Below are 18,569 nucleotides of genomic sequence, written 5' to 3'. Positions count from 1 at the left end.
GTGGACTTATGAGGGCTTCGCGCGCACACGCACACGCGCGACTCAGCGAGGCCAGAAGACGACTTCCAGATGTGGTCACCGATTCGCTACCGCAGGCGGCTCGGGGCCGATTAGTCCTCGCCCGCTGTCACCGATCCGGCACCACCGGGCCCCGTGGCCGGCTCTTCGCTGTCGGCTCGGTCCGCATAGACGATCTGCCAGCCGGTCACCCCCATGAACAGGAGCACGAGCGGCGAGAGGAAGCCGAAGAAGTAGTACGGCGCGTATTCCAGCGTCGGGACGCCGAGCGTCCCGGCCATGAACAGTCCGCCGCTGCTCCACGGAATAAGCGCACTCGTCGTCGTTCCCGACGCTTCGATGGCTCGGGAGAGGTTCTGACTCTTGAGCCCCTGTTCGTTGTACAGATTACCGAGCGTCATCCCCGGCACCACGATGCTCACGTACTGCTCCGCCGCGAGAATGTTCATCGAGACGGCGGACACAGCGGTGACGCCCGTGAGGCTCGCAACGCTGTGGCAGAGTCGCCCGAGATGGTGGGAGAGCACCGCGAGCACGCCGGCCCGTTCAAGCAGGCCGCCCAGTGCGAGCGCGGCAATCGCAATCGTCACAATCCACGCGCCGCCGGTCAGGCCGCCGCTCCCTAAGAGTCCGTTTACGAGTTCCATGCCCGTCTCTGGGGCTGTCCCGGACTGTGCCGCCGACCACGCAGCGCCAAATCCGGTTCCCTGCACGAGCATTGCGGTCCCAACGCCCGCGAAGACACCTGTCCCGAGCGTCGGCAGGGCTGGGATGCCACGCAGTGCAAGCCCAAAGGTCACGATGACCGGCAAAAACACGAGCGGCGAGACGACGTACGTGCTCTCTATCGCCGCCTGGATTGACGCAACGCGGTTGGCGGGGATAGCCCCAGCCGCTCGCAGCCCGAGGCCGGCGTACAGGACGACGGCAATCGTGAACGCGGCGAGCGTGCCGGCCCGCATCGCGTTGATGTGCTCATACAGGTCCGTGTCTGTCACTGCTGCGGCCAGATTCGTCGTATCCGAGAGCGGGGACTGCTTGTCCCCCGTGTAGGCCCCGCTGAGAATCGCGCCGGCGGTCATCGGCTCTGAAATACCCAGTCCCGAACCGATCCCGATGAGCGCGACCCCGAGCGTCCCGGCCGTCGTCCACGAGGAACCAACGGCGAAGGAGATTATTGCGGAGAGGATAGCTGCTACCGGGAGAAACACCATTGGCGTGAACAGTTCCAGCCCGAAGTACATCAGGCTTGGAATCGTGCCCGCCTGAATCCACGACGCAATGAGCGCATAGACGGTGAACATGATGAGAATCACCCGCATTCCCATGAGCAGGCTACTGGCAATACCGTCGTACAGTTCCGACCACGAGAGCCCGAGGTGGTACCGTGCGAATAGGCCGGTGAAGGCAATTCCCCAGAACAGCGGGAACTGTGGGTCCAGATCGAAGGCAATGAGGCCCACGCTGAGGAACACGATCATCCCCGCGATCGGCACGAGTGCAGCCCCCAATGATGGCCGTTCAGACGGGTCGATATCGTCGAACAGTCGGGGTTCGAACTCGACCATCACTGACCCCCGTCGCGCCTATTTGACTGGACTCCGGCATGACTCCAGCCTATGGGTGGTGATTTCCGCCAGCCCTGTCGACACGCTCCGATACCCCTCTTCCGACCACTTGCGACGGCACCGCGTGTCATATTGATATCGGCGATAACCACAGGTCGGTTAAAACAGACTCCATTCCGGTGCCGGCGTGGGGATTGATAGCTTACGGCTGTCTGTCGACAATGTGTGCGTCCGCCGGGGCAAAGCCGACTGTCACGGCCCCGGTCGGCGGGTCTTCGACTCGCAACAGGAGTTCGCGGCCCTCCCAGTCGAGATGAACGCGCGTGGTTTCGCCGAGGAACTCCGCACTCGTGACCGTCGCCGTCACCGCGTTTCGGTCGGCGTCGACAGCAAGCCGTTCCGGTCGCACACAGAATGTGAGCCGGTCTCCGGACGAGACAGCCGCGGTCGGGTCGCTGTCACCATTCAGGGCCACTGAGAGCGTGGTATCGTCGACTGTCACGTCTGCGATGGAATATCCACTCTCATCGCCAGAGTTGTCGGCGTCCTCGGCGCGGACGGTCGACCGTACCGCCGTCACCGTACCGTTGAGGACGTTGTTGTCGCCGACGAAGGTGGCGACAAACTCCGTCGCCGGCTCGCGGTAGATGGTCCGCGGCGGCGCGACCTGTTCCGGCGTCCCGTCGCGCATGACCGCCACGCGGTCGGACACGGCCAGGGCCTCTTCCTGGTCGTGGGTGACGTAAATCGTCGTAATTCCCAGTTCCTGCTGAATCTCGCGGACCTGCACGCGGAGGCGCTCCCGGAGTTTCGCGTCAAGCGCGCTCATCGGCTCGTCGAGCAAGAGTACGTCGGGGCCGGGGGCCAGTGCGCGGGCCATCGCCACCCGCTGCTGCTGGCCGCCCGAGAGCGTGTCGGGGTCCCGGTCCACCATGCCGCCGAGGTCCACCAGCTCAAGCAGTTCGCGCACCCGGGCCTCGTCACTGCCGCCGCCTGGCGGGTCGGTGAACGAGAGCCCGTAGGCGACGTTCTCCCCGACGGTCATGTGCGGGAACAGCGCGTAGTTCTGGAAGACAACGCCTACGTCGCGGTCCTCTGGGGGGACGCCGGTGACGGACTCGCCGCCGAACCGGACTTCGCCCTGCGTCGGGTCCTCGAAGCCGGCGATGAGCCGGAGCGTCGTCGTCTTCCCACAGCCGGAGGGTCCGACCAGCGTGAAGAACTCGCCGTCCCGAACGGAAAGCGACAGGTCCTCGACGGCGGTCGTCTCGCCGTAGCGTCTGGTGACGCCGTCGAGTTCGACGGCCGGCGGGGCGGCCCGGTTCACGGCAGCACCGTCTGCGGGGGGCTCCTTAGAACCCAACCTCGTCACCTCCCAGCCGGTCGATGAGCAGGAAGCTCGCGCTGGTGACCACGAGCAAAACGACGCCCATCGCTGTCGCGGGACCGAGCCGGCGGCCGATGAACCGTTCGATGGCGATTGGCATCGTGAACTGGTTCGTCCCGGAGGCAAGGACAATGGTCGCCGAGAACTCCCCGATAGAGATAGCGAACGCAAAGGCGGCCCCAGCGATGACCGCTGGCCACACGAGCGGCAGTTCAATGTCCAGCAGCGCTCTGGCACGCGGCGCGCCGAGCGCGCGGGCGGATTCGACCAGCGTGTGGTCGACTCCCTCGAGTCCGGGCGTGACCGTCCGAACGACGAACGGGTAGCCGGCGACGGCATGGGCGGCGATGATAGCGAGGCCGCCGCCGACGGCGAGGCGGGAGCCACCCACCTCGACACCGAAGACGAGGCCCCGGAGCAGGCCGAGGCCGACGACGATGCCCGATACGGCCAGCGGGGCCATCGCCACGGCGTCGACGAGCTTCCGACCGCGGTAGTCCCGGGTCGTGAGGACGGCCACGACGACGCCCATCGGCAGGGCAACGGCGAGCGAGGCGACCCCGAACAGCAGTGAGTTCCTGACCGCATCCCACGGCTGGACCTGGAACGATGCGCCGGTCGTCTGGCGGTCGATGAGGAACTGATAGTTCGCCAGCGTCAGCCCCTCCGGGCCGCTGAGGCTGGCGAGCACCATGCTCGCTATCGGCGCGACGAACACCGCCAGCGCGACGACGGCGTAGACAGCGAGCCCCAGTCGGGGGAGCAGTTCCCGGACTGAGAGTGACGGCGGCCTGAGTGGTCGGCGGGGCAGCGGTCGAATCCCCCGCGACCGGACGGTATGCTTGGCCTCGTAGCGGAGATACGCGTACAGCAGCCCCAGCGAGATGCCGAGTTCAATCAGCGCGAGGGCGGCCGCCTCGGCGTACTCTAGGTCGCGGATGAGCCGGTAGACGAACACCTCGACGGTCGCAAGCTGGAAGCCGCCCAAGGCGAGGACGATGGGGAACGTACTGAAGGTGAACACAAAAGTAAGCGCCGCGCCCATCAGCACCGATGGATACAGTTGCGGGGCGACCACGTCGCGGAACGCTCGGAAGGGGCTCGCGCCGAGGCTCCGGGCCGTCTCGACCGCGCTGGCGTCGACGGACTCCCAGGCGGCGGTGGTCACCCGCGCCACGAGGGGCGCGTTGTAGAACGCGTGAGCGATGACAACAGCCTCTAGCGTAAACAGGAGATTCACCTGTCCCAGACCGAGCGCGCCGAGCACGGCGTTGAGCGTCCCGTTCCGGCCGAACGTGGCGACGAAGCCCACCCCGACCATTATCGACGGGAGGACGAAGGGGAGAATCGTTAGCGATCGGAGCGTTCGCCGACCGGGGAACTCATAACGAGCGAGCAGATACGCTGCCGGCAGGCCGAGGGCGACGCTGGCAACGGTTGAGAGGGCCGCCTGATATGCCGTGAAGCCGATGACGCCCAGCCGCCGGTCCGGCGAGCGGATGCTCTCGATGACGGTTCCCACTGGTTCGCCAGCGAGCAACCGCGCGGGCTCCCCGAAATAGAACGGGTCCTGCAGTATCGAGACGAACACCCGTCCCGTCCAGCGGCCGTCGACGAGGACGCTGTCGATAAAGACTGTCGCCACCGGGTAGTAGAAGATGCCGAGCAACAGCGCGATAGTGGCGACCGCGAGCCCGACGATTGCCCGACGCTCGATAGTGTTGCGGACGGTTCGGCCTCGCTTGCTGGATGGACTACTCGCTGTCTCTGTCATCTTTTCGCTGTCGGCACCATCCGCGCCGCCGTCGAAATCTCGGGCCACAGTCCGTCGTCGTTAGTTCGAGGCGAACTGCCGTTCCCAGTCGGAGATCCAGCCCGAGACGGAGCCCTTGAGTTCGTCGTAGCCGAACGTGACTGGTTCCGGGGGCTCTTGGGCCAGTTCGGCGTAGTCCTCGGGGAGGTCGGCTGATTCTGTTGCCGGGAACTGGACGTTCCGGACGGCGATTTCGCCCTGGATTTCCGGGCGCAGCAGGAAGCCCATGAACTCCCGGGCGAGGTCGGGCGTGTCCGCTCCATCGAAGACCGCCATCCCTTCCGGGTTGGCGTAGCCCTGGTCGTTCAGGAAGCGGATCTGGTGTTCTTCCAGATCGGCGTCGTTCTGGTCCGCGAACACCTGGTCGGTGGAGTAGGAGACGACCATCGGCGCTTCGCCGCCCGACCACGCGCTGTAGGCATCGCTCCAGGAGCCAAGCACCCGAACGTCGTTGTCCTGCAGGTCGCTCCAGTAGTCCAGATAGCCGTCCGGGCCGAACTGCTTGACCGTGTGCAGCAGGAACGCCCGCCCGGTCGCTGAACTGGCAGGGTTCTGCGTGATGAGGTCGCCAGCGTGTTCCTCAGCAAGGAGGCCATCGAAGGTCTCCGGCGCTGTGGTCGCTGTGCCGTCGAACACCAGGCTGATGTAGCCAGTGTCGTAGGGAATCGCCCGCCCGTCGGGGTCGAATTGCAGCCCAGATTTGATGTCGTCCTGTCCAGCCACATCGCCGACATCGGCGAACAGCCCGTCGTCAAGGTTTTCGTCAACTCGGACGAGGTGGTCGGTGTTCAGTCCGAGGTACATGTCGGCCTCGATGTCGACGCCGGCGTTCCGGCGCTCGATGTAGTGATTGACCTCGTTGCTCGGTGTCTGCCAGATCAGGCGGGCGTCGAACTCCTCCTCGAAGCGCTGTTTCACCCACGCGCCTGGACTTGTCGACGGCGAGTCGACGAACGCGCTGTAGGTCCCGACGACCAGCGTCTCGCCGGCACCGTCGGCGCTCCCGGTACTCGTCCCGGAGGCGGTTGACTCGTCCGTGTTCGACGCCCCGGTGCTCGATTCGTCGCTGCCGCCCAGCCCCGCACAGCCGGCAAACGAGACGGACACCGTCGCGCCGGCCGCTGTCAGGAAAGACCGTCTATCCATTACACCGTGGTCACACCCAGTGGTACTTAATCCCGCTGTTCCTGAATCCTGACGCCTCAGCGCTTCAAATGCCCGCAACAGCCGTTATTACCCCGCGGTACTGCAGGATGGTGACTGAGTTGTAGGCAACGACCGCGAGCGTCACCACGGCAAACAGGGCAAGAAAGACCGTCGCGTTGCGCTCGGAGAGCAGTCGCCATCCGGCGACCAGCCACAGCATCGCCCCGAACTTCACCAGCCAGAGGCCAGCCAGCCCGAACTCCGCAAGCATCGTGCTGACGACGGCGTTCCCCTCCTGCAGACCGACCGTGAGCCCGGTCATCGTCAGGAGGATATCTCCGACTGTTGCGACGAGGATGACGGTCCAGAGTACCGCATGGGTGTGCGATAGGTGGTGGTCCCGCCAGAGCGTCACCCGCTCACTGTCCGCCGCTGGGCCCTCTTTGCCGAGCATCATGGATACGTTGGGCGGACACGGCATGAATACTCGGGTCAGGACGTCGGCGCGTGCTGGAGTGGCTCGACTGACCGGAGCCGAACACAGCTTTTTGACGGTCCTCTCCGAGTGTAGGGTACGAAATGACACAGGACGTTCTCAATCGGGCACCTGACGACCGTATACAGGCGCTCGATGCAGACGGTGAAATCGTCGACCCGGACCTCATTCCGGACCTGTCCGACGAGGCGCTGGTGTCGATGTACCGCGATATGCGCTTTGCCCGCCGGTTCGACGAGCGGATGATAAGCCTCCAGCGACAGGGCCGACTCGGCACCTACTCGTCGCTGGCGGGTCAGGAGGGGTCACAGGTCGGGTCGACGTACGCGCTGGCCGACGAGGACACGATCTTCTATCAGTACCGGGAACACGGCGCACTTGTGGCTCGCGGGCTCCCCTGGGAGTACGTCCTCTACTGGATGGGCCACGAAGCGGGCAACGCCGCGCTCGGCGACGTGAACGTGTTCCCGCTGAACATCTCTATCGGCGCGCATCTCCCCCACGCTGTCGGCTGGTCGTGGGCAGCAAAAAAAAGGGGCGATGAGCGGGCTGGCGTCGTCCACTTCGGCGACGGGGCCACCAGCGAGGGAGACTTCCACGAGGCGATGAACTTCGCCGGCGTGTTCGAGACGCCGACGGTGTTCTTCTGCAACAACAACCAGTGGGCTATCTCTGTCCCCCGAGAGCGCCAGACCGCCAGTCAGACGCTGGCACAGAAGGCCGACGCCTACGGCTTCGACGGCGTGCAGGTCGACGGGATGGACCCCCTGGCGACCTACTCCGTCACCGAGGCCGCCAGAGAGCGGGCTGTGGGAGCAAACGGCGGCGAGCAGGAACCAATTTTCATCGAGGCTGTCCAGTACCGCTTCGGCGCGCACACGACCGCCGACGACCCGGACGTGTACCGGGACGACGCGGAGGTCGAAGAGTGGCGCGAACGCGACCCGCTGGACCGCATGGAGGCGTTCCTCAGAAACTGCAATCTGCTGGACGACGGAAAAATTGACGTGATGGACGACACCATCGACGAGCGCCTCGGCGAGATTATTGACAACGCTGAGTCCCATGCGCCGGACCCGACGGACCTCTTTACCGACGTGTACGACGAACCGACATCGAACATTGATGAACAGCGGGAGTACTTCGAGGGCCTCCGCGAGCGCCACGGCGACGACGCCCTGCTGGAGTCCGAGTAGCCGACCGAGCCTGTTATTGCCGTCCCGTCGCTTCCGTCTACTGTGACAGAGTGGCCACCGGTGGACCCCGCCGACGCAACGGCCGTTGCACAGCAGCGTGACGAACTGGTCGCGGCGGTCCGGGACCACGCCGGACAGGTCGCCTACCAGCTCGCTCGGCTGGAAGGCGGCGACTACGGACAGGCGGACATCGAGACCGACCGCGGCGAGTGGACCGTCAAGTACGAGGGCGGCGACCTGGAGTACCTGCGGTTCTCGCCGTCGCGCGGCTCGGATACGTATGTCATCTCGACCAAGCAGCCGCCAGAGCCGGAGCCGCTAGCGACCGCGCTCGCCGACTACGACGCCTTTGTCGAGGGGTTCAACGACTACGTCGCGTCGCTCGACGGCGTGCTCGACGACGTGTCGACAGAGTTCCCGGAAATCGCAACAACCGATGGCGTCGTGGCCGAACGCGACCGTGTCCTCGGCCGCGTCCGCGAAATCTGTGACCAGATCGCGCGGGAACTCCAGCGTTACGAGGGCGGCGACTACGGAACGTTCACCAGCCGAATCGGCGGCACGCGCTGGGAACTCAAATGGGACACTGACGGCGCGTCGTACCTCCGGGTCGGCGGGAGCAACGGGCTCTATCTCCTCTCGCAGTACGAACCCCCTTCGGCGGCCGACATCCGCGAGTACGCCCCGCAGTTCGCGGATTTCGTCGACGCATACAACGACCACGTCGACGAACTGGAATCGGACCTCGGAACCGTCGAACTCTGAGCCGACGCAGTCTGTACTCTTTCTGGTAGCGGTCCGCCCGGTGAGCGTGTGGTCTGTCAATTCGGCCAGCGCTTCCATTTTCCCGTAATCGCAGTACAGCAGTCGAATTACTGCCGAATACCACCGAACAATATGTCGGCAGTGTTTTCAGGGGGCCTCACCCAAGCCGGAGGTATGAGTTCGACCGAAACCGTCGATAGTTCGGCTGTGAGCAGCGGGACAATCAGTGATTACGTCGAAGCGATGGGACCGTCCTGGATTGCGGGCGCAATCGCCGCCGGCCCGGCAACGATAGCCAGCCTCGTCACTGCTGGGGGTGCGTTCGGCTACAGTCTCCTGTGGGTCGTCGTCCTCTCCGCAGGGGCGGGGGCGCTGGCGCAGTATCTCGCGATGCGGCTGGGACTGCTGACCGAGCGTGGCATTGTCGCCGTCGTCGAGGACCACCTCGGCGAAACGTGGGCGTGGCTACTGGTCGGGGACGCGGTACTCGCCGCCGGCGTGGCACAGCTCGTCATCATGAAGACCGTCGCTACCGTTTCGGCAACGGTAACCGGTATCGACGCGCGCATCTGGGGCGTCGTCTGGGCGCTCATCCTCGCAGCAGGGCTGGCGGGCGGGGGCTATCGCTTCCTCGAACTGGCCGCGAAAGTCCTCGTCCTGCTGGTCGTCGTCGCGTTCGTCGCCAGTCTGTTCGTCGTGCCCATCGACGCCGGCGCGGCGGTGGCCGGACTGGTCCCCTCGGTCCCGTCCGGGAGCGCGCTGGTCGCGGCCGGCATCCTCGGCGGCGCGGTCCACATCACGCTCATCACGATGCACTCCTACACGATGCGGGCGCGGGGTTGGACTCGCGACGACTACGACCTCGCGACGGTCGACGTCGGGGCGTCCATGCTGGTGGCGTTTGGCATCTACAGCCTCGCTATCTTTCTGGTGACGGCGAGCGTACTCACCTCTGGCGACCTCACGACGGTCGGCGCTGCTGAGGCCCTCGGACCGCTAGTCGGCGACAGCGCCCGCTGGCTGTTCCTGCTCGGTCTGTGGGGTGCTGCCGTGTCGACGCTCGGGGGCAACACCATCGTCCCGCCGTTCCTGCTCGCGGACAAACTCGGCTGGGGCACCACTATCGAGGATAACCGTTACCGCGGCCTGCTCGCCGCTGTTGCGCTGCTGTCTGCTCCGGGCGCGTTCATCGGCGGGAACGTCCTCGGCCAACTCGTCCTCGTGCTCGCGCTCGGCACGGTCGGCACGCCGTTCGCCATCGCCCTTGTCCTCTATCTCCTGAACTCTGCTGCGGTTCCGGAGTCGAACTCGCTGCTCGCCAACGTCGGCGGGCTGGCGCTCATCGCTGTTTCGGGCGGGTTGGCCGCGAACTTCGTTGTCGAACAGCTCGGCGGGGGCGTCGGCCCACTTTCAGGGTTCGTGCTGGCGTTCGCTATCGCGCTCGGTCTCGCTATGGCTGGCCTCGGCGGGAAGTTCCTCCGGGAGGAACTCCTCGCGTGACCGGTCTCCAGTTCCCGCTCTCGGGGTCGACGCTCGTCACTGGTCCCTCCAACGCCGGCAAGACGCGGACGACCGCGGCCGCCCTCAACGCCTGGCTTGACAGCGAGGGCACCGAGGGTGTTGTCGTCCTCGATTTCGCACCCGAACTCGAACGCGACGGGACAATTCTGGGCGGTCGCCTTGACCGCTTCACCACTGTGCCGGAGGCGGTCTGGCTCGGTCGCATTGACGCCAGTGCACCGCGGGCTGAGAGCGAGACGGCCGAGCAGGCGGTCGCGCTCGCCCGGGACAACGCTCGCCGTGCCGAGCAACAGCTGGACGCACTCCCGGAGACTCCCCGGGCGGTGTTCGTCAACGACGCGACGATTCCGTTCCAGCACGATTCCGTTGCGGTCAGCCGGCTCACCGGATACTGTGAGAAGGCGGACGTAGCCGTCCTCAACGCCTTCGACAGCGACGAGCTGGGCGTCGATGACCCGGTGTCTCGGGCCGAGCGGGACGCGCTCGACCGACTCCGGCACTGGGCCGACCGGACCGTCGACCTGTCGTAGTCACCGTCGGTCGCATCCCGGACGCGCCAGCGGCTCGCTACTGCCCGCCGCGTTTCCGGAACCAGACGCGCTCGCCGACCGGACTTTCGTCGTCGCCGATGTCTAGCCGACTGACGAACAGGTCCCGAATGGCCATGGTGACGACGAGCTCAGCTGGCTCACTGGACTCGTCTTCGACAGTGACGACACAGTGGCCATCGCGCTCCGCTATCTCGGTGATTGTGCCGACCGTCCAGCGGTCGCGGTGGTGTGACGGTTCCTGTGCGTGAATGCGGTCGTGATTCATCCGAGTTATTTCAGCGGTTCCACTCGTAGAACCACCACGCGCCGCCGAGCACTATCAGGCTGATTCCAAGCGTCGATGTCGCAGGTTCCGGGATGATGAACAGCACGAGTCCGATGAGTACCATCCCGACCGGTTCGAGCTCGTCGAGATACTGGATGATGTCCATACGTGCTGCTTCACCCGCTTGCGGTATAGAGGTTTGTCTGACTACTGACCGCGAACAGAGAGCAGCGACCGGGTCAGCGGAAGCGGAACGTTTCGAGGTTCTCCGGCGCGAAGGTCCGGATGTTCTGGTCGTGGTACAGCGACGAGGAGAGGTCCTGTGTCGCGGATTCGTCGCCGTGCACGCAGAGGATTTTCTCAGGTCGGGGGTTCATTGTCTTCACGAAGTTCTCTAGCCCTTGTCGGTCGGCGTGCCCGGAGAAGCCGTCGACCGTTTCGACGGTCATCTCCAGTGGGACCTTCTCGTTGCGTCCGCTGCCGCTGACAGGAACCTCGTCGATGCCGCGCTGGATTCGCTTGCCGAGTGTGCCCTCCGCCTGATAGTCGACGAAAGTGAGCGTCGAATCCGGGTCCGGGCCGAGCTGGTCGAGCCAGGACATAACCGGGCCGCCGGTGAGCATCCCGGACGTAGAGAGGATGATACAGGAATCGCCGTCGGCGATCTCTTCCCGTTCCTCGTCATCGCCGTCGATAGGATTGAACCGGTCAGCCAAGAACGGGTTCTTGTCTTCGTCGAAGATGCGATCCTGCAGGCCGTCGCGGAGATACTCGGGGTAGGTCGTGTGAACGGCTGTCGCCTCCCAGATCATTCCATCAAGATGGACCGGCATCTCGGGGATGTCGCCGTTCCGCATCGCCTCTTCGAGGACGAGCATGAGTTCCTGGGACCGCCCCACGGCGAAGGTCGGAATGAGGACCTTCCCGTTGCGGTCGTAGGCGTTCTGGATGATCTGCTTGAGCTTTCGCTCCGAGTCTTCCTGGTCGGTCTGGTAGTCGTTGCGGCCGCCGTAGGTCGACTCCAGCACGAGCGTTTCGACCCGGGGGAAGTCGTTGACAGCGCCGTCGAACAGACGCGTGTCGTCGTAGTGGATATCGCCGGAGAAGGCGACGTTGTACAGCCCGTCGCCGACGTGGAAGTGACACACTGATGAGCCCAAAATGTGGCCGGCGTTGTGCAGTGTCAGCTTGATGTCGGGCGCGATATCCGTCACGTCACCGTACTCCAGCGGGATGGTGTGTTTGATCGCCTCACGGACCATCTCGGAGTCGTACGGCGGGGTGCGGCCGTCGTCCGCGGCGGTGTCGAGGTGATCGAGTGTCAGGAGTCCCATCAGGTCCCGTGTCGGCTCAGTGCAGTAGATGGGGCCGTCGTAGCCGTACTCGAACAGGAGCGGGACCAGCGCTGAGTGGTCGAGATGTGCGTGGGTCAGGACGACGGCGTCGATGCCGTTGGTCCCGGCACCGAACGCCTCCGGAATGTCCAGATACGGCTGCTCGCCGTTGGCACCGGGCTTGTTACCGCAGTCGATGAGGATTCGCGTGTCCGGCGTCGAGAGGATGAACGCAGCGCGGCCGACCTCCCGACAGCAGCCCAGCGTCGTAATGCGGACGTACTCGTCGTCCGACATCGGCTCGCGGTGGATCTGCCGGCCGACGCGTTCGAGGATGTCACGGCGGTCCTCGCGCTCCTGTTTGAGGAAGTTCCGGACGTTCTCGACTGTCGAGGACTCGATGGGTGGCGTCCGAACGACCTCGGGTGTCCACCCGACCTCCTGCGTGATCTCACGCAGGGTCGAGCCGCGTCGACCGATGACGACGCCGGGCTTCTGTGCCTGGACGACGACTTCACCGGTGTCAGCGTGGAAATTCAGGTCCATGACGCCGGCTTCCTCGGGGATGAGCTCCCGGATCGCCTCTTCGGCCTCGGCTGGCGGGGCCAGTACGTCCGGGTCCGGTCGGACCGTGATGCGTTTCCGGAGCTTCGATGCGAGCCGGCGAACGAGGTCGCTGTTCGCAGCGAACTCCTTCGGGTCACGCGTGTATATGACGAGTTCCGGTCCCTCGTACGTGACATCCGAGACGGAGATACGGCGCGGGACTTCCTCGTCGATCGTTGCCTTCACGTCTTCGAGTTGCTTGTCTACAGTGCTCATAGCTCAAAACGGGTCATCCCGGTAGCGGGGCCGTCCACGGCTGGTGCGGGCCGACCTGGTGCCGCGGGATGTACGCTCTCTAATAAAGTCATCAGTTATCGGTGAGTTGCCTCCGGACGTGGAGAGATGTCCGGAAAACCGTCCTCTATTTCTCAGTATTCCCCTCGTGTTATAAAAGCCTTCGCAATACGGAGGTCGGAACTGTCCCGCAGTCGCCGCTCTGTGCGCCCACAAGCGGTAAGCGGCCTCCACGTGAGACCCCAGCATGCGACTGACGCCTGAAACTGTCCACGAAGAGTACGACTGGGTGCAGGAGCGGGGCGACGACGTTGTCCCGCTAGTAAACGAAACGCGAGCCTATCTGGGTTCGCAGTTCGGTGTTGACGTTGACACGCTCACAGACGACGCCTACACGGCTGCTATCGACGAGGTGTTTGCCGACGGCGACCGGGCGGTCAACGTCGCCGCGCTGGTCCGTTTGCTCCGAGGACTGGACGTTACTGACGATTACCCGGGTTTTGTCGTCGACGAACTCCTCGGCCGCGAGTTGGCGGCTATGATCGCCGGTGAGCAACCGCTCCGACTGCTTGCAGAGGCGACCTTCCACCTTGCGGACGTACGAACCCACGGCGATGACACAGCCACTGCGGGTGCTGACGATCTTGATGCTGCGCTCGCGGCTGGGGTCCAGACACGCGTCCCGGGTTGGCCGTGGCAACAGACTGAGAATCCGTTCGCTGTGGAGTGAAATCGGGTATACTGTTGCTGTATCTGTCTGTTATGTTTTCTGCCATTTAAATCCTAAATATAACGAGTATTATGTTATTTTAGGGAGAAAATATGAACCAAGAATGGGATTGTGACTATACAGATAGTCCCAATGCATGTTTGGTGAGCCGGTTCCGAGTCAGTGTCCAGAGTGCGGAGTAGTCGCTGTCCGGATACACAGGGTTGCACCGTCCTTTCACGAGCGCGGAGACGAGTGGAGCATCCGTGCCGAGTGCCGCGATTGTCACGATTACACCGAGTGGTTCGACTGACTGAAAGGGGGCCGTAAGCGTGGTGTTGCAGTCTACTGCAGCCTCTGGGTATTGCTGGAGCGGCCGTTCACATCCCTCTCCGTCTCCCTATTGGGTAGTTACCATTGTACTGACCATGTAGCCTCCGAGAACCGCAACTGGCCGGTTCTGTTCTACAGTCAGTGTTGACTGTGCTGTGAGTTGTACGCTGCCGGCCTGGGTGTAATTCAGGGGGAAAATAACATTACTGACAACTGAGAATTGTGTATTAGCCAAGAGGAAACCAGACGATGTCCAACTCCAAAATACCAGGACAGTGTCCAAAATGCGGCTCAGTGAACGTCAACGTCACCAAGGTGGCGCCGTTGAACCACGACCGCGGTGAGAGATGGGCGACCCGCGTGGAATGCGACGAGTGTCCGGACTACGTCGAATGGATGGATTAATCGCGGTTAGCCGCTGGCAAACGAGAACGAAGGCGCCGTCAGGAACGCTGTCTCGTATCCCTCGTGACGAGACACCTGTGGCGGGGCGACGACGTCGACACTGACGGACGGCGCTTGCGCTGCTGTCTCGACGATTGCGCCGTAGTGATATCCGAGTTCGGGGTGGACCGCGGCGGTCAGCGCGTCTTCAAACAGCGTCTCGCTGTCGGCCTCTACGGTTCCGTCGAGGGACATCATCGGGAGGGGAACGCGGTTGTACGGCGTCCGAGCCGAGACGGCGAGGTACGACTCACCGTCGGCAAGGAACGCCGCGTCCTGCAGCCACGTAACGGCGTAGACGCCGTCACTCCCTTTGTCCGTCCCGAGGACCGTTCCGGGCAGGGCCGACACTTCGGGGACCTGCGAGGTTGGCACCATATCCATGTTCATCAGGTCGACCGCCGCGCGTTCGCCCTGTGAGTCTGGGAACTCCTCAAAGGAGAGCTGGTCGCGCGTGTTCTGGGCGAAGTCGAATTCGACCGTCGCCTCGCCGGCCTCGTTGAATCGGCCTTCGAGGGCACCCAGCCGGCGCTCGCCCATCCCGTTGACGCGAACCGAGAGCTGATAGACGCCGTCGCCGCCGAGTGCGTAGTTGTCGCCGTAGTGAAACCCCATGTTCTGGGAGATCATCGGCCACGGGGACTTGTCGGCGACTGTCTCGCCGTCGCGCTCGATTGTGATTGAGAGGCCGGCGGACACTGGGAGTACCATTTCCGTTTCGGGGTCCCAGATAGTCGCCATCAGGTGGACGCTGTCCTCGCTCCGGATGTCGACCTTTTCGGCTGTCGTCCCGGTTACTGTCCAGAACCGGTGGGGAAAGGAGTAGCTCAGTCCGACCATGTACTCGCCCGCCTGCGCTATGCCGGCCATCCCCATCCCCTCTGCGTGGGTTGGGCGGTACGTGGCGTCAGGGCGGTTCTCGACCAGCGGTGGAGCGCGTGTCGACTGGGAACTCAGCGAGCCACACCCCGCCAGGACCGTCGTGCCGGCGAGGCCGGCACTGGCGAGGAACTGTCGTCGATTCATGGCCCGTCTTTGGGTCCTCATCTGAAAGACCGTTCTGGTACGGCGGCCGAAAGCAGGACTGCGTGGCTCCGCCTACCGCTCACGTGTCCGGGTTCGCTCGGGGCAGGGAACGCAGCGAGCGTGGCGGGAGCAGGTAGTTCCCGCGTCGCGTGACCGTCATATACTGGAGGATACCGTTGTTCACTCGCTGCCCGACAGCGGAGTCGTTCGCGACATCGGTGCCGTTCATCGCCTGTTTTGTCGCGACGAAGTCGGCGATAGAACGCTGTAGCGAGAGGAAGTGCAATCCCGCTTCACCGCCGTCGGTCGAACTAAAGTCCCGGCGGAGGAGCGTCGGTGTTCCGTCTTCTCTGACGCGGGACATCTTCTGTGCGTGGCCGACAACGCCCTCTCGCCGGCCGCTGTCGACCACGTCTTCTGGGCACTCACCGGCACCGTTGTCAGTGCCGAGGTTCTCGCCGACGCCTTCGACCTTGTCCTCGGCGGCGTGGGCCGGACAGAACATCTTCGAGACGCGCTGGTCTCGGGAGTCCTGTTCGTACCACTGCTGGAGTTGCAGCCGGATTTTCGAGAGGTGCTGGGTCGCGCCGCCGGCGAACGGCCCCGAATCAACCGTTACCCGGTCCTCGGAAGCCTGGTTCTCCTTGAACCCGGATTTGAATCCCATGAACAGCGGGGCCTCTTCGGGGACCGGTTCGGAGTCCGGAACCCCGTCGACGTCTTGATTCTCGGCGGGCAGACCGGCGCCGACGAATCCCGTCCGACGCTCCGCCTCGCGCAGGACACCCTTGAAGGTAGCGCTCATCTCGTGGTCGTTCACCGTGTCTCGGTTGCCTTTCAGCGCTTCCTCGGCGGCGATAACGGCCCGCTCGTCATCGCTCGCGAGGTGTAGCAGTGCGTCTGGTGTGTCGAGTTCTGGGTCCTCGAAGGGGGCAAGCGCCATTGGTTCGGGCAGGTCGACACCGGCTACGTCGGCCTCAAAGCGGTCGAAGTAGGCCGGACTGTATCCGAGCGTGAACAGCAGTCCCTCGTTGCTCCACTCGTAGGCCCGTTCGAGGTCTCGAAGCGCCGATTCGACCTGCTCGCGGTCGGCATCGGTCGGCGGTCCGTCGCTGGCGTAGTCAAGCAATAGGAGGACGTGGTGTCGCGACAGTCGGTGGTTCCCCGCGTCGTCGGTCGCCAGCGACGCGTCCCAGGCGTGCTGGCGGTCCGGAAGTGACGAGAGGTCGTCGGTTCCCCTGGGTATTGTTCCCGACCCGCGGTCGAGACAGGCGGCCAGCGCCGCGGTGCCGCCGATGGCCACGGCGCTCTTGGCGAACTCGCGTCGGGAAATCCCACGTTCAGTCATCACCCACTCTATGGACTGCCGGTCCAATTGGGTTGTGGTACAGGACTCGAAAGCACCCACTGCCCGCGGAAACCGGGCTACTCGCTCTCGAACAGCCGGTCGAGTAGCCGGGTGAAGCGGCCCGACAGGCGGCTGGATACCGTGGGCTCAACTACCGCGAGCAGTTCGACCGTCAGGTCCGGCCGGCAGAGCGCCAGCGTCACCCGACCACTCTCTCGACGCTTTTCGACGATGTCGTATTCGACCAGACCGCGCAGGTGGTGTTCGAGCGTACTCCGGGCGATATCAAGGTGGTCGGCTACCTCGTCGGGGCGAGCGGTTTCGCGCTCTATGAGCGTAACGAGAATATCCCTCGCCGTCTCCCGCCGGAGGAAAGCGATGGCGTGGCGCTCCCAGGAGTCAAACGACGACGTGTAGTAGTGCGTCCGCCCGTTGACCGACTCGCTGTGAACGCGGTCGAGTCGAGCCAGATGGTACTGAACCTGTCCCGTTGCGAGGTCCAGCCCCCGTGTTAGTTCTCGGAAGTGAACGCCCGGATTCGACTTGATATGCCGGTAAATCCGAACTCTGGTGTCGCTCATAGTCCCTCCTCATCGAGGCGTTTCTCGACTGTCCGGGCGTAGTACACTGCACCGAGGACGAGCACGACAAAGACGGTATCGAGCGCGTGTTCGAGGAGATGGTGGGTCGGTGCTGAAACCACTGAAAACCCAGATAGCAGCGCAATGAGTGGGCGGACGAACAGCGCGGTGAGTGCGAGCGCAATCAGCAGATATGCACGCGTCCCGCGCTGTCGGTACGCGGCCAGGGCGAGTCCGCACAGGACTGCACCGGCCACGGCAGAGAGGACAACGACGGCGACGATGTCCCAGCTCTCGGCACCGGAATGCCCTCCAATACTGAGCAGGTTCATCAGGCCGTCACTTCGCAACCACGGTGCCTCAGTCGTTCGGTTTTGCGCGACTTTTTTATCGGACCGCTGAGACGTGGCGGTATGGACTGCATCGGCTTCATCTGCGAGCCTGAACACCCGGTGTTTGGTGCCGTCGCAGAGCGGCTCTCCGCTCGGGGGTTCGACATCCAGTTTCTCCGCCCCGGAAACCCGGTGGCCAAAGCCGATATCGACGACCTATCTGCACTCGTCAATACAACGCTCGGGCCGGAGTCATTCAGCGCCCTTCGGTACGCCGACAGCGTTGGCGTTGAGACGTGGAACGGGTTCCTGCCGACGACGGCGCTTGCCTGCCGACTCGTCGCCCTGCACGGACTGGAGCAGGTCGGCTGTCAGGTGCCGACCGTCTGGTTCGAGAAGCCCGACTGCGATTACATCCCCCGCACTCGCTACTCTTGGGACGGTGTGCCGGTAAACAGTGACGAGGGTGATTTCTACCAGGCCTGTGTTCAGAAGGAGCCGGTGGAGTACAAGTACTTCGCCGTCAACGACGGCCGCGAAACCCATCTGCGAGCGATTCAGGTCCGGTCGGAAGTGTCCGGGCTGGACCGTATCATCAGCGAGGAGACCGTCGAGGTGACGCTTGCGGCCCGCGTCCGGGAGTTGCTAGACCGCTTCGGCGCGCGGGCACTCTGCGTCGAGTTTGTCGAAAGCGAATCGGAGTTCTACGCACAGGGTGTCGACCCCGTGCCGGGATTCGCTGGGACAGGGATGGAACGCCGCGTCGCCGACTCCATCGCCTCCCTGACGACAATCGGTGCCTGAGTCGGCGTCGTCAGGGACGCTCGATAGTTCTGCATCTGGTACCAAGGCACAAGATTATACAGGCGTACCGACGTGGTGGTGACCGGAGCTTC

At 64.1% G+C, this 18,569-nt stretch carries 18 protein-coding genes; 6 read left to right on the top strand and 12 right to left on the bottom strand.

Annotated features, from left to right (window positions below):
- Nucleotides 1-110: 110 nt before the first annotated feature.
- The 5 genes from nhaC to G9463_RS02645 form a co-directional block, all read right to left on the bottom strand.
- Entirely contained in the window at nucleotides 111-1,586 is a 1,476-nt protein-coding gene (gene nhaC, locus G9463_RS02665) for a Na+/H+ antiporter NhaC (protein ID WP_165895897.1), read from the bottom strand.
- 202 nt (nucleotides 1,587-1,788) lie between these two features.
- Nucleotides 1,789-2,913 (bottom strand): ABC transporter ATP-binding protein, encoded by a 1,125-nt coding sequence (locus tag G9463_RS02660; protein ID WP_165895896.1) that lies wholly within the window; start codon nucleotides 2,911-2,913, stop codon nucleotides 1,789-1,791.
- Nucleotides 2,914-2,938: 25 nt separating this feature from the next.
- The gene (locus tag G9463_RS02655; RefSeq protein ID WP_165895895.1) at nucleotides 2,939-4,795 is read right to left on the bottom strand and encodes an iron ABC transporter permease; all 1,857 of its coding nucleotides are present in this window, start codon (nucleotides 4,793-4,795) and stop codon (nucleotides 2,939-2,941) included.
- Nucleotides 4,796-4,807: 12 nt separating this feature from the next.
- Entirely contained in the window at nucleotides 4,808-5,932 is a 1,125-nt protein-coding gene (locus G9463_RS02650) for a thiamine ABC transporter substrate binding subunit (protein ID WP_165895894.1), read from the bottom strand.
- A 64-nt stretch (nucleotides 5,933-5,996) separates the two neighbouring features.
- Nucleotides 5,997-6,389 carry a DUF5658 family protein gene (locus tag G9463_RS02645; RefSeq protein WP_004963127.1) on the bottom strand — a complete coding sequence of 131 codons (393 nt, stop codon included), beginning with the start codon at nucleotides 6,387-6,389 and terminating at the stop codon, nucleotides 5,997-5,999.
- Between the two features lie 122 nt (nucleotides 6,390-6,511).
- On the opposite strand from G9463_RS02645, the gene pdhA reads away from it, so the two are divergent.
- The 4 genes from pdhA (at nucleotide 6,512) to G9463_RS02625 (ending at nucleotide 10,440) form a co-directional block, all read left to right on the top strand.
- Nucleotides 6,512-7,624 carry a pyruvate dehydrogenase (acetyl-transferring) E1 component subunit alpha gene (gene pdhA, locus G9463_RS02640; protein ID WP_165895893.1) on the top strand — a complete coding sequence of 371 codons (1,113 nt, stop codon included), beginning with the start codon at nucleotides 6,512-6,514 and terminating at the stop codon, nucleotides 7,622-7,624.
- 60 nt (nucleotides 7,625-7,684) lie between these two features.
- Nucleotides 7,685-8,389 carry a hypothetical protein gene (locus tag G9463_RS02635; RefSeq protein ID WP_165895947.1) on the top strand — a complete coding sequence of 235 codons (705 nt, stop codon included), beginning with the start codon at nucleotides 7,685-7,687 and terminating at the stop codon, nucleotides 8,387-8,389.
- Between the two features lie 174 nt (nucleotides 8,390-8,563).
- Entirely contained in the window at nucleotides 8,564-9,889 is a 1,326-nt protein-coding gene (locus G9463_RS02630; protein WP_165895892.1) for a divalent metal cation transporter, read from the top strand.
- Nucleotides 9,886-10,440, top strand: a complete 555-nt coding sequence (locus tag G9463_RS02625) for a hypothetical protein (protein ID WP_049938696.1) — start codon at nucleotides 9,886-9,888, stop codon at nucleotides 10,438-10,440. Before G9463_RS02630 ends, G9463_RS02625 begins: the two co-directional genes overlap by 4 nt.
- A 37-nt stretch (nucleotides 10,441-10,477) precedes the next feature.
- Here G9463_RS02625 and G9463_RS02620 read toward each other — a convergent pair whose 3' ends face one another.
- From G9463_RS02620 to G9463_RS02610, 3 genes are all read right to left on the bottom strand, one after another.
- Nucleotides 10,478-10,726: a hypothetical protein gene (locus tag G9463_RS02620; protein ID WP_004963117.1), complete on the bottom strand. Its 249-nt coding sequence runs from the start codon at nucleotides 10,724-10,726 to the stop codon at nucleotides 10,478-10,480.
- Nucleotides 10,727-10,736: 10 nt separating this feature from the next.
- Nucleotides 10,737-10,892, bottom strand: coding sequence for a hypothetical protein (locus G9463_RS02615; protein ID WP_165895891.1), 156 nt, complete (start codon nucleotides 10,890-10,892; stop codon nucleotides 10,737-10,739).
- A 73-nt stretch (nucleotides 10,893-10,965) separates the two neighbouring features.
- Entirely contained in the window at nucleotides 10,966-12,882 is a 1,917-nt protein-coding gene (locus G9463_RS02610) for a beta-CASP ribonuclease aCPSF1 (RefSeq protein ID WP_004963113.1), read from the bottom strand.
- A gap of 265 nt (nucleotides 12,883-13,147) precedes the next feature.
- Here G9463_RS02610 and G9463_RS02605 point away from each other — a divergent pair, with 265 nt between their 5' ends.
- The gene (locus G9463_RS02605) at nucleotides 13,148-13,630 is read left to right on the top strand and encodes a hypothetical protein (RefSeq protein ID WP_004963111.1); all 483 of its coding nucleotides are present in this window, start codon (nucleotides 13,148-13,150) and stop codon (nucleotides 13,628-13,630) included.
- A 723-nt stretch (nucleotides 13,631-14,353) separates the two neighbouring features.
- On the opposite strand, the gene G9463_RS02600 is transcribed toward G9463_RS02605, so the two are convergent.
- The 4 genes from G9463_RS02600 to G9463_RS02585 form a co-directional block, all read right to left on the bottom strand.
- Nucleotides 14,354-15,412 (bottom strand): hypothetical protein, encoded by a 1,059-nt coding sequence (locus tag G9463_RS02600; RefSeq protein ID WP_004963082.1) that lies wholly within the window; start codon nucleotides 15,410-15,412, stop codon nucleotides 14,354-14,356.
- Between the two features lie 79 nt (nucleotides 15,413-15,491).
- On the bottom strand, nucleotides 15,492-16,760 hold the full coding sequence (locus tag G9463_RS02595; RefSeq protein WP_165895890.1) for a Tat pathway signal protein: 1,269 nt from the start codon (nucleotides 16,758-16,760) through the stop codon (nucleotides 15,492-15,494).
- A 77-nt stretch (nucleotides 16,761-16,837) separates the two neighbouring features.
- Nucleotides 16,838-17,341 carry a helix-turn-helix domain-containing protein gene (locus G9463_RS02590; protein WP_165895889.1) on the bottom strand — a complete coding sequence of 168 codons (504 nt, stop codon included), beginning with the start codon at nucleotides 17,339-17,341 and terminating at the stop codon, nucleotides 16,838-16,840.
- Nucleotides 17,338-17,673, bottom strand: coding sequence for a hypothetical protein (locus G9463_RS02585; RefSeq protein WP_007188293.1), 336 nt, complete (start codon nucleotides 17,671-17,673; stop codon nucleotides 17,338-17,340). The genes G9463_RS02590 and G9463_RS02585 overlap by 4 nt, the downstream gene beginning before the upstream one ends.
- Nucleotides 17,674-17,754: 81 nt before the next feature.
- Between G9463_RS02585 and G9463_RS02580 the strand changes: the two genes are divergently transcribed.
- Complete coding sequence (locus G9463_RS02580; RefSeq protein WP_165895888.1) at nucleotides 17,755-18,477, top strand: hypothetical protein; 723 nt, start codon at nucleotides 17,755-17,757, stop codon at nucleotides 18,475-18,477.
- The last annotated feature ends 92 nt before the right edge of the window (nucleotides 18,478-18,569 follow it).

Source organism: Haloarcula sp. JP-Z28 (genome assembly GCF_011440255.1).
Lineage (GTDB): Archaea > Halobacteriota > Halobacteria > Halobacteriales > Haloarculaceae > Haloarcula > Haloarcula marismortui.
This window is presented reverse-complemented; position numbering and strand designations above follow the sequence as displayed.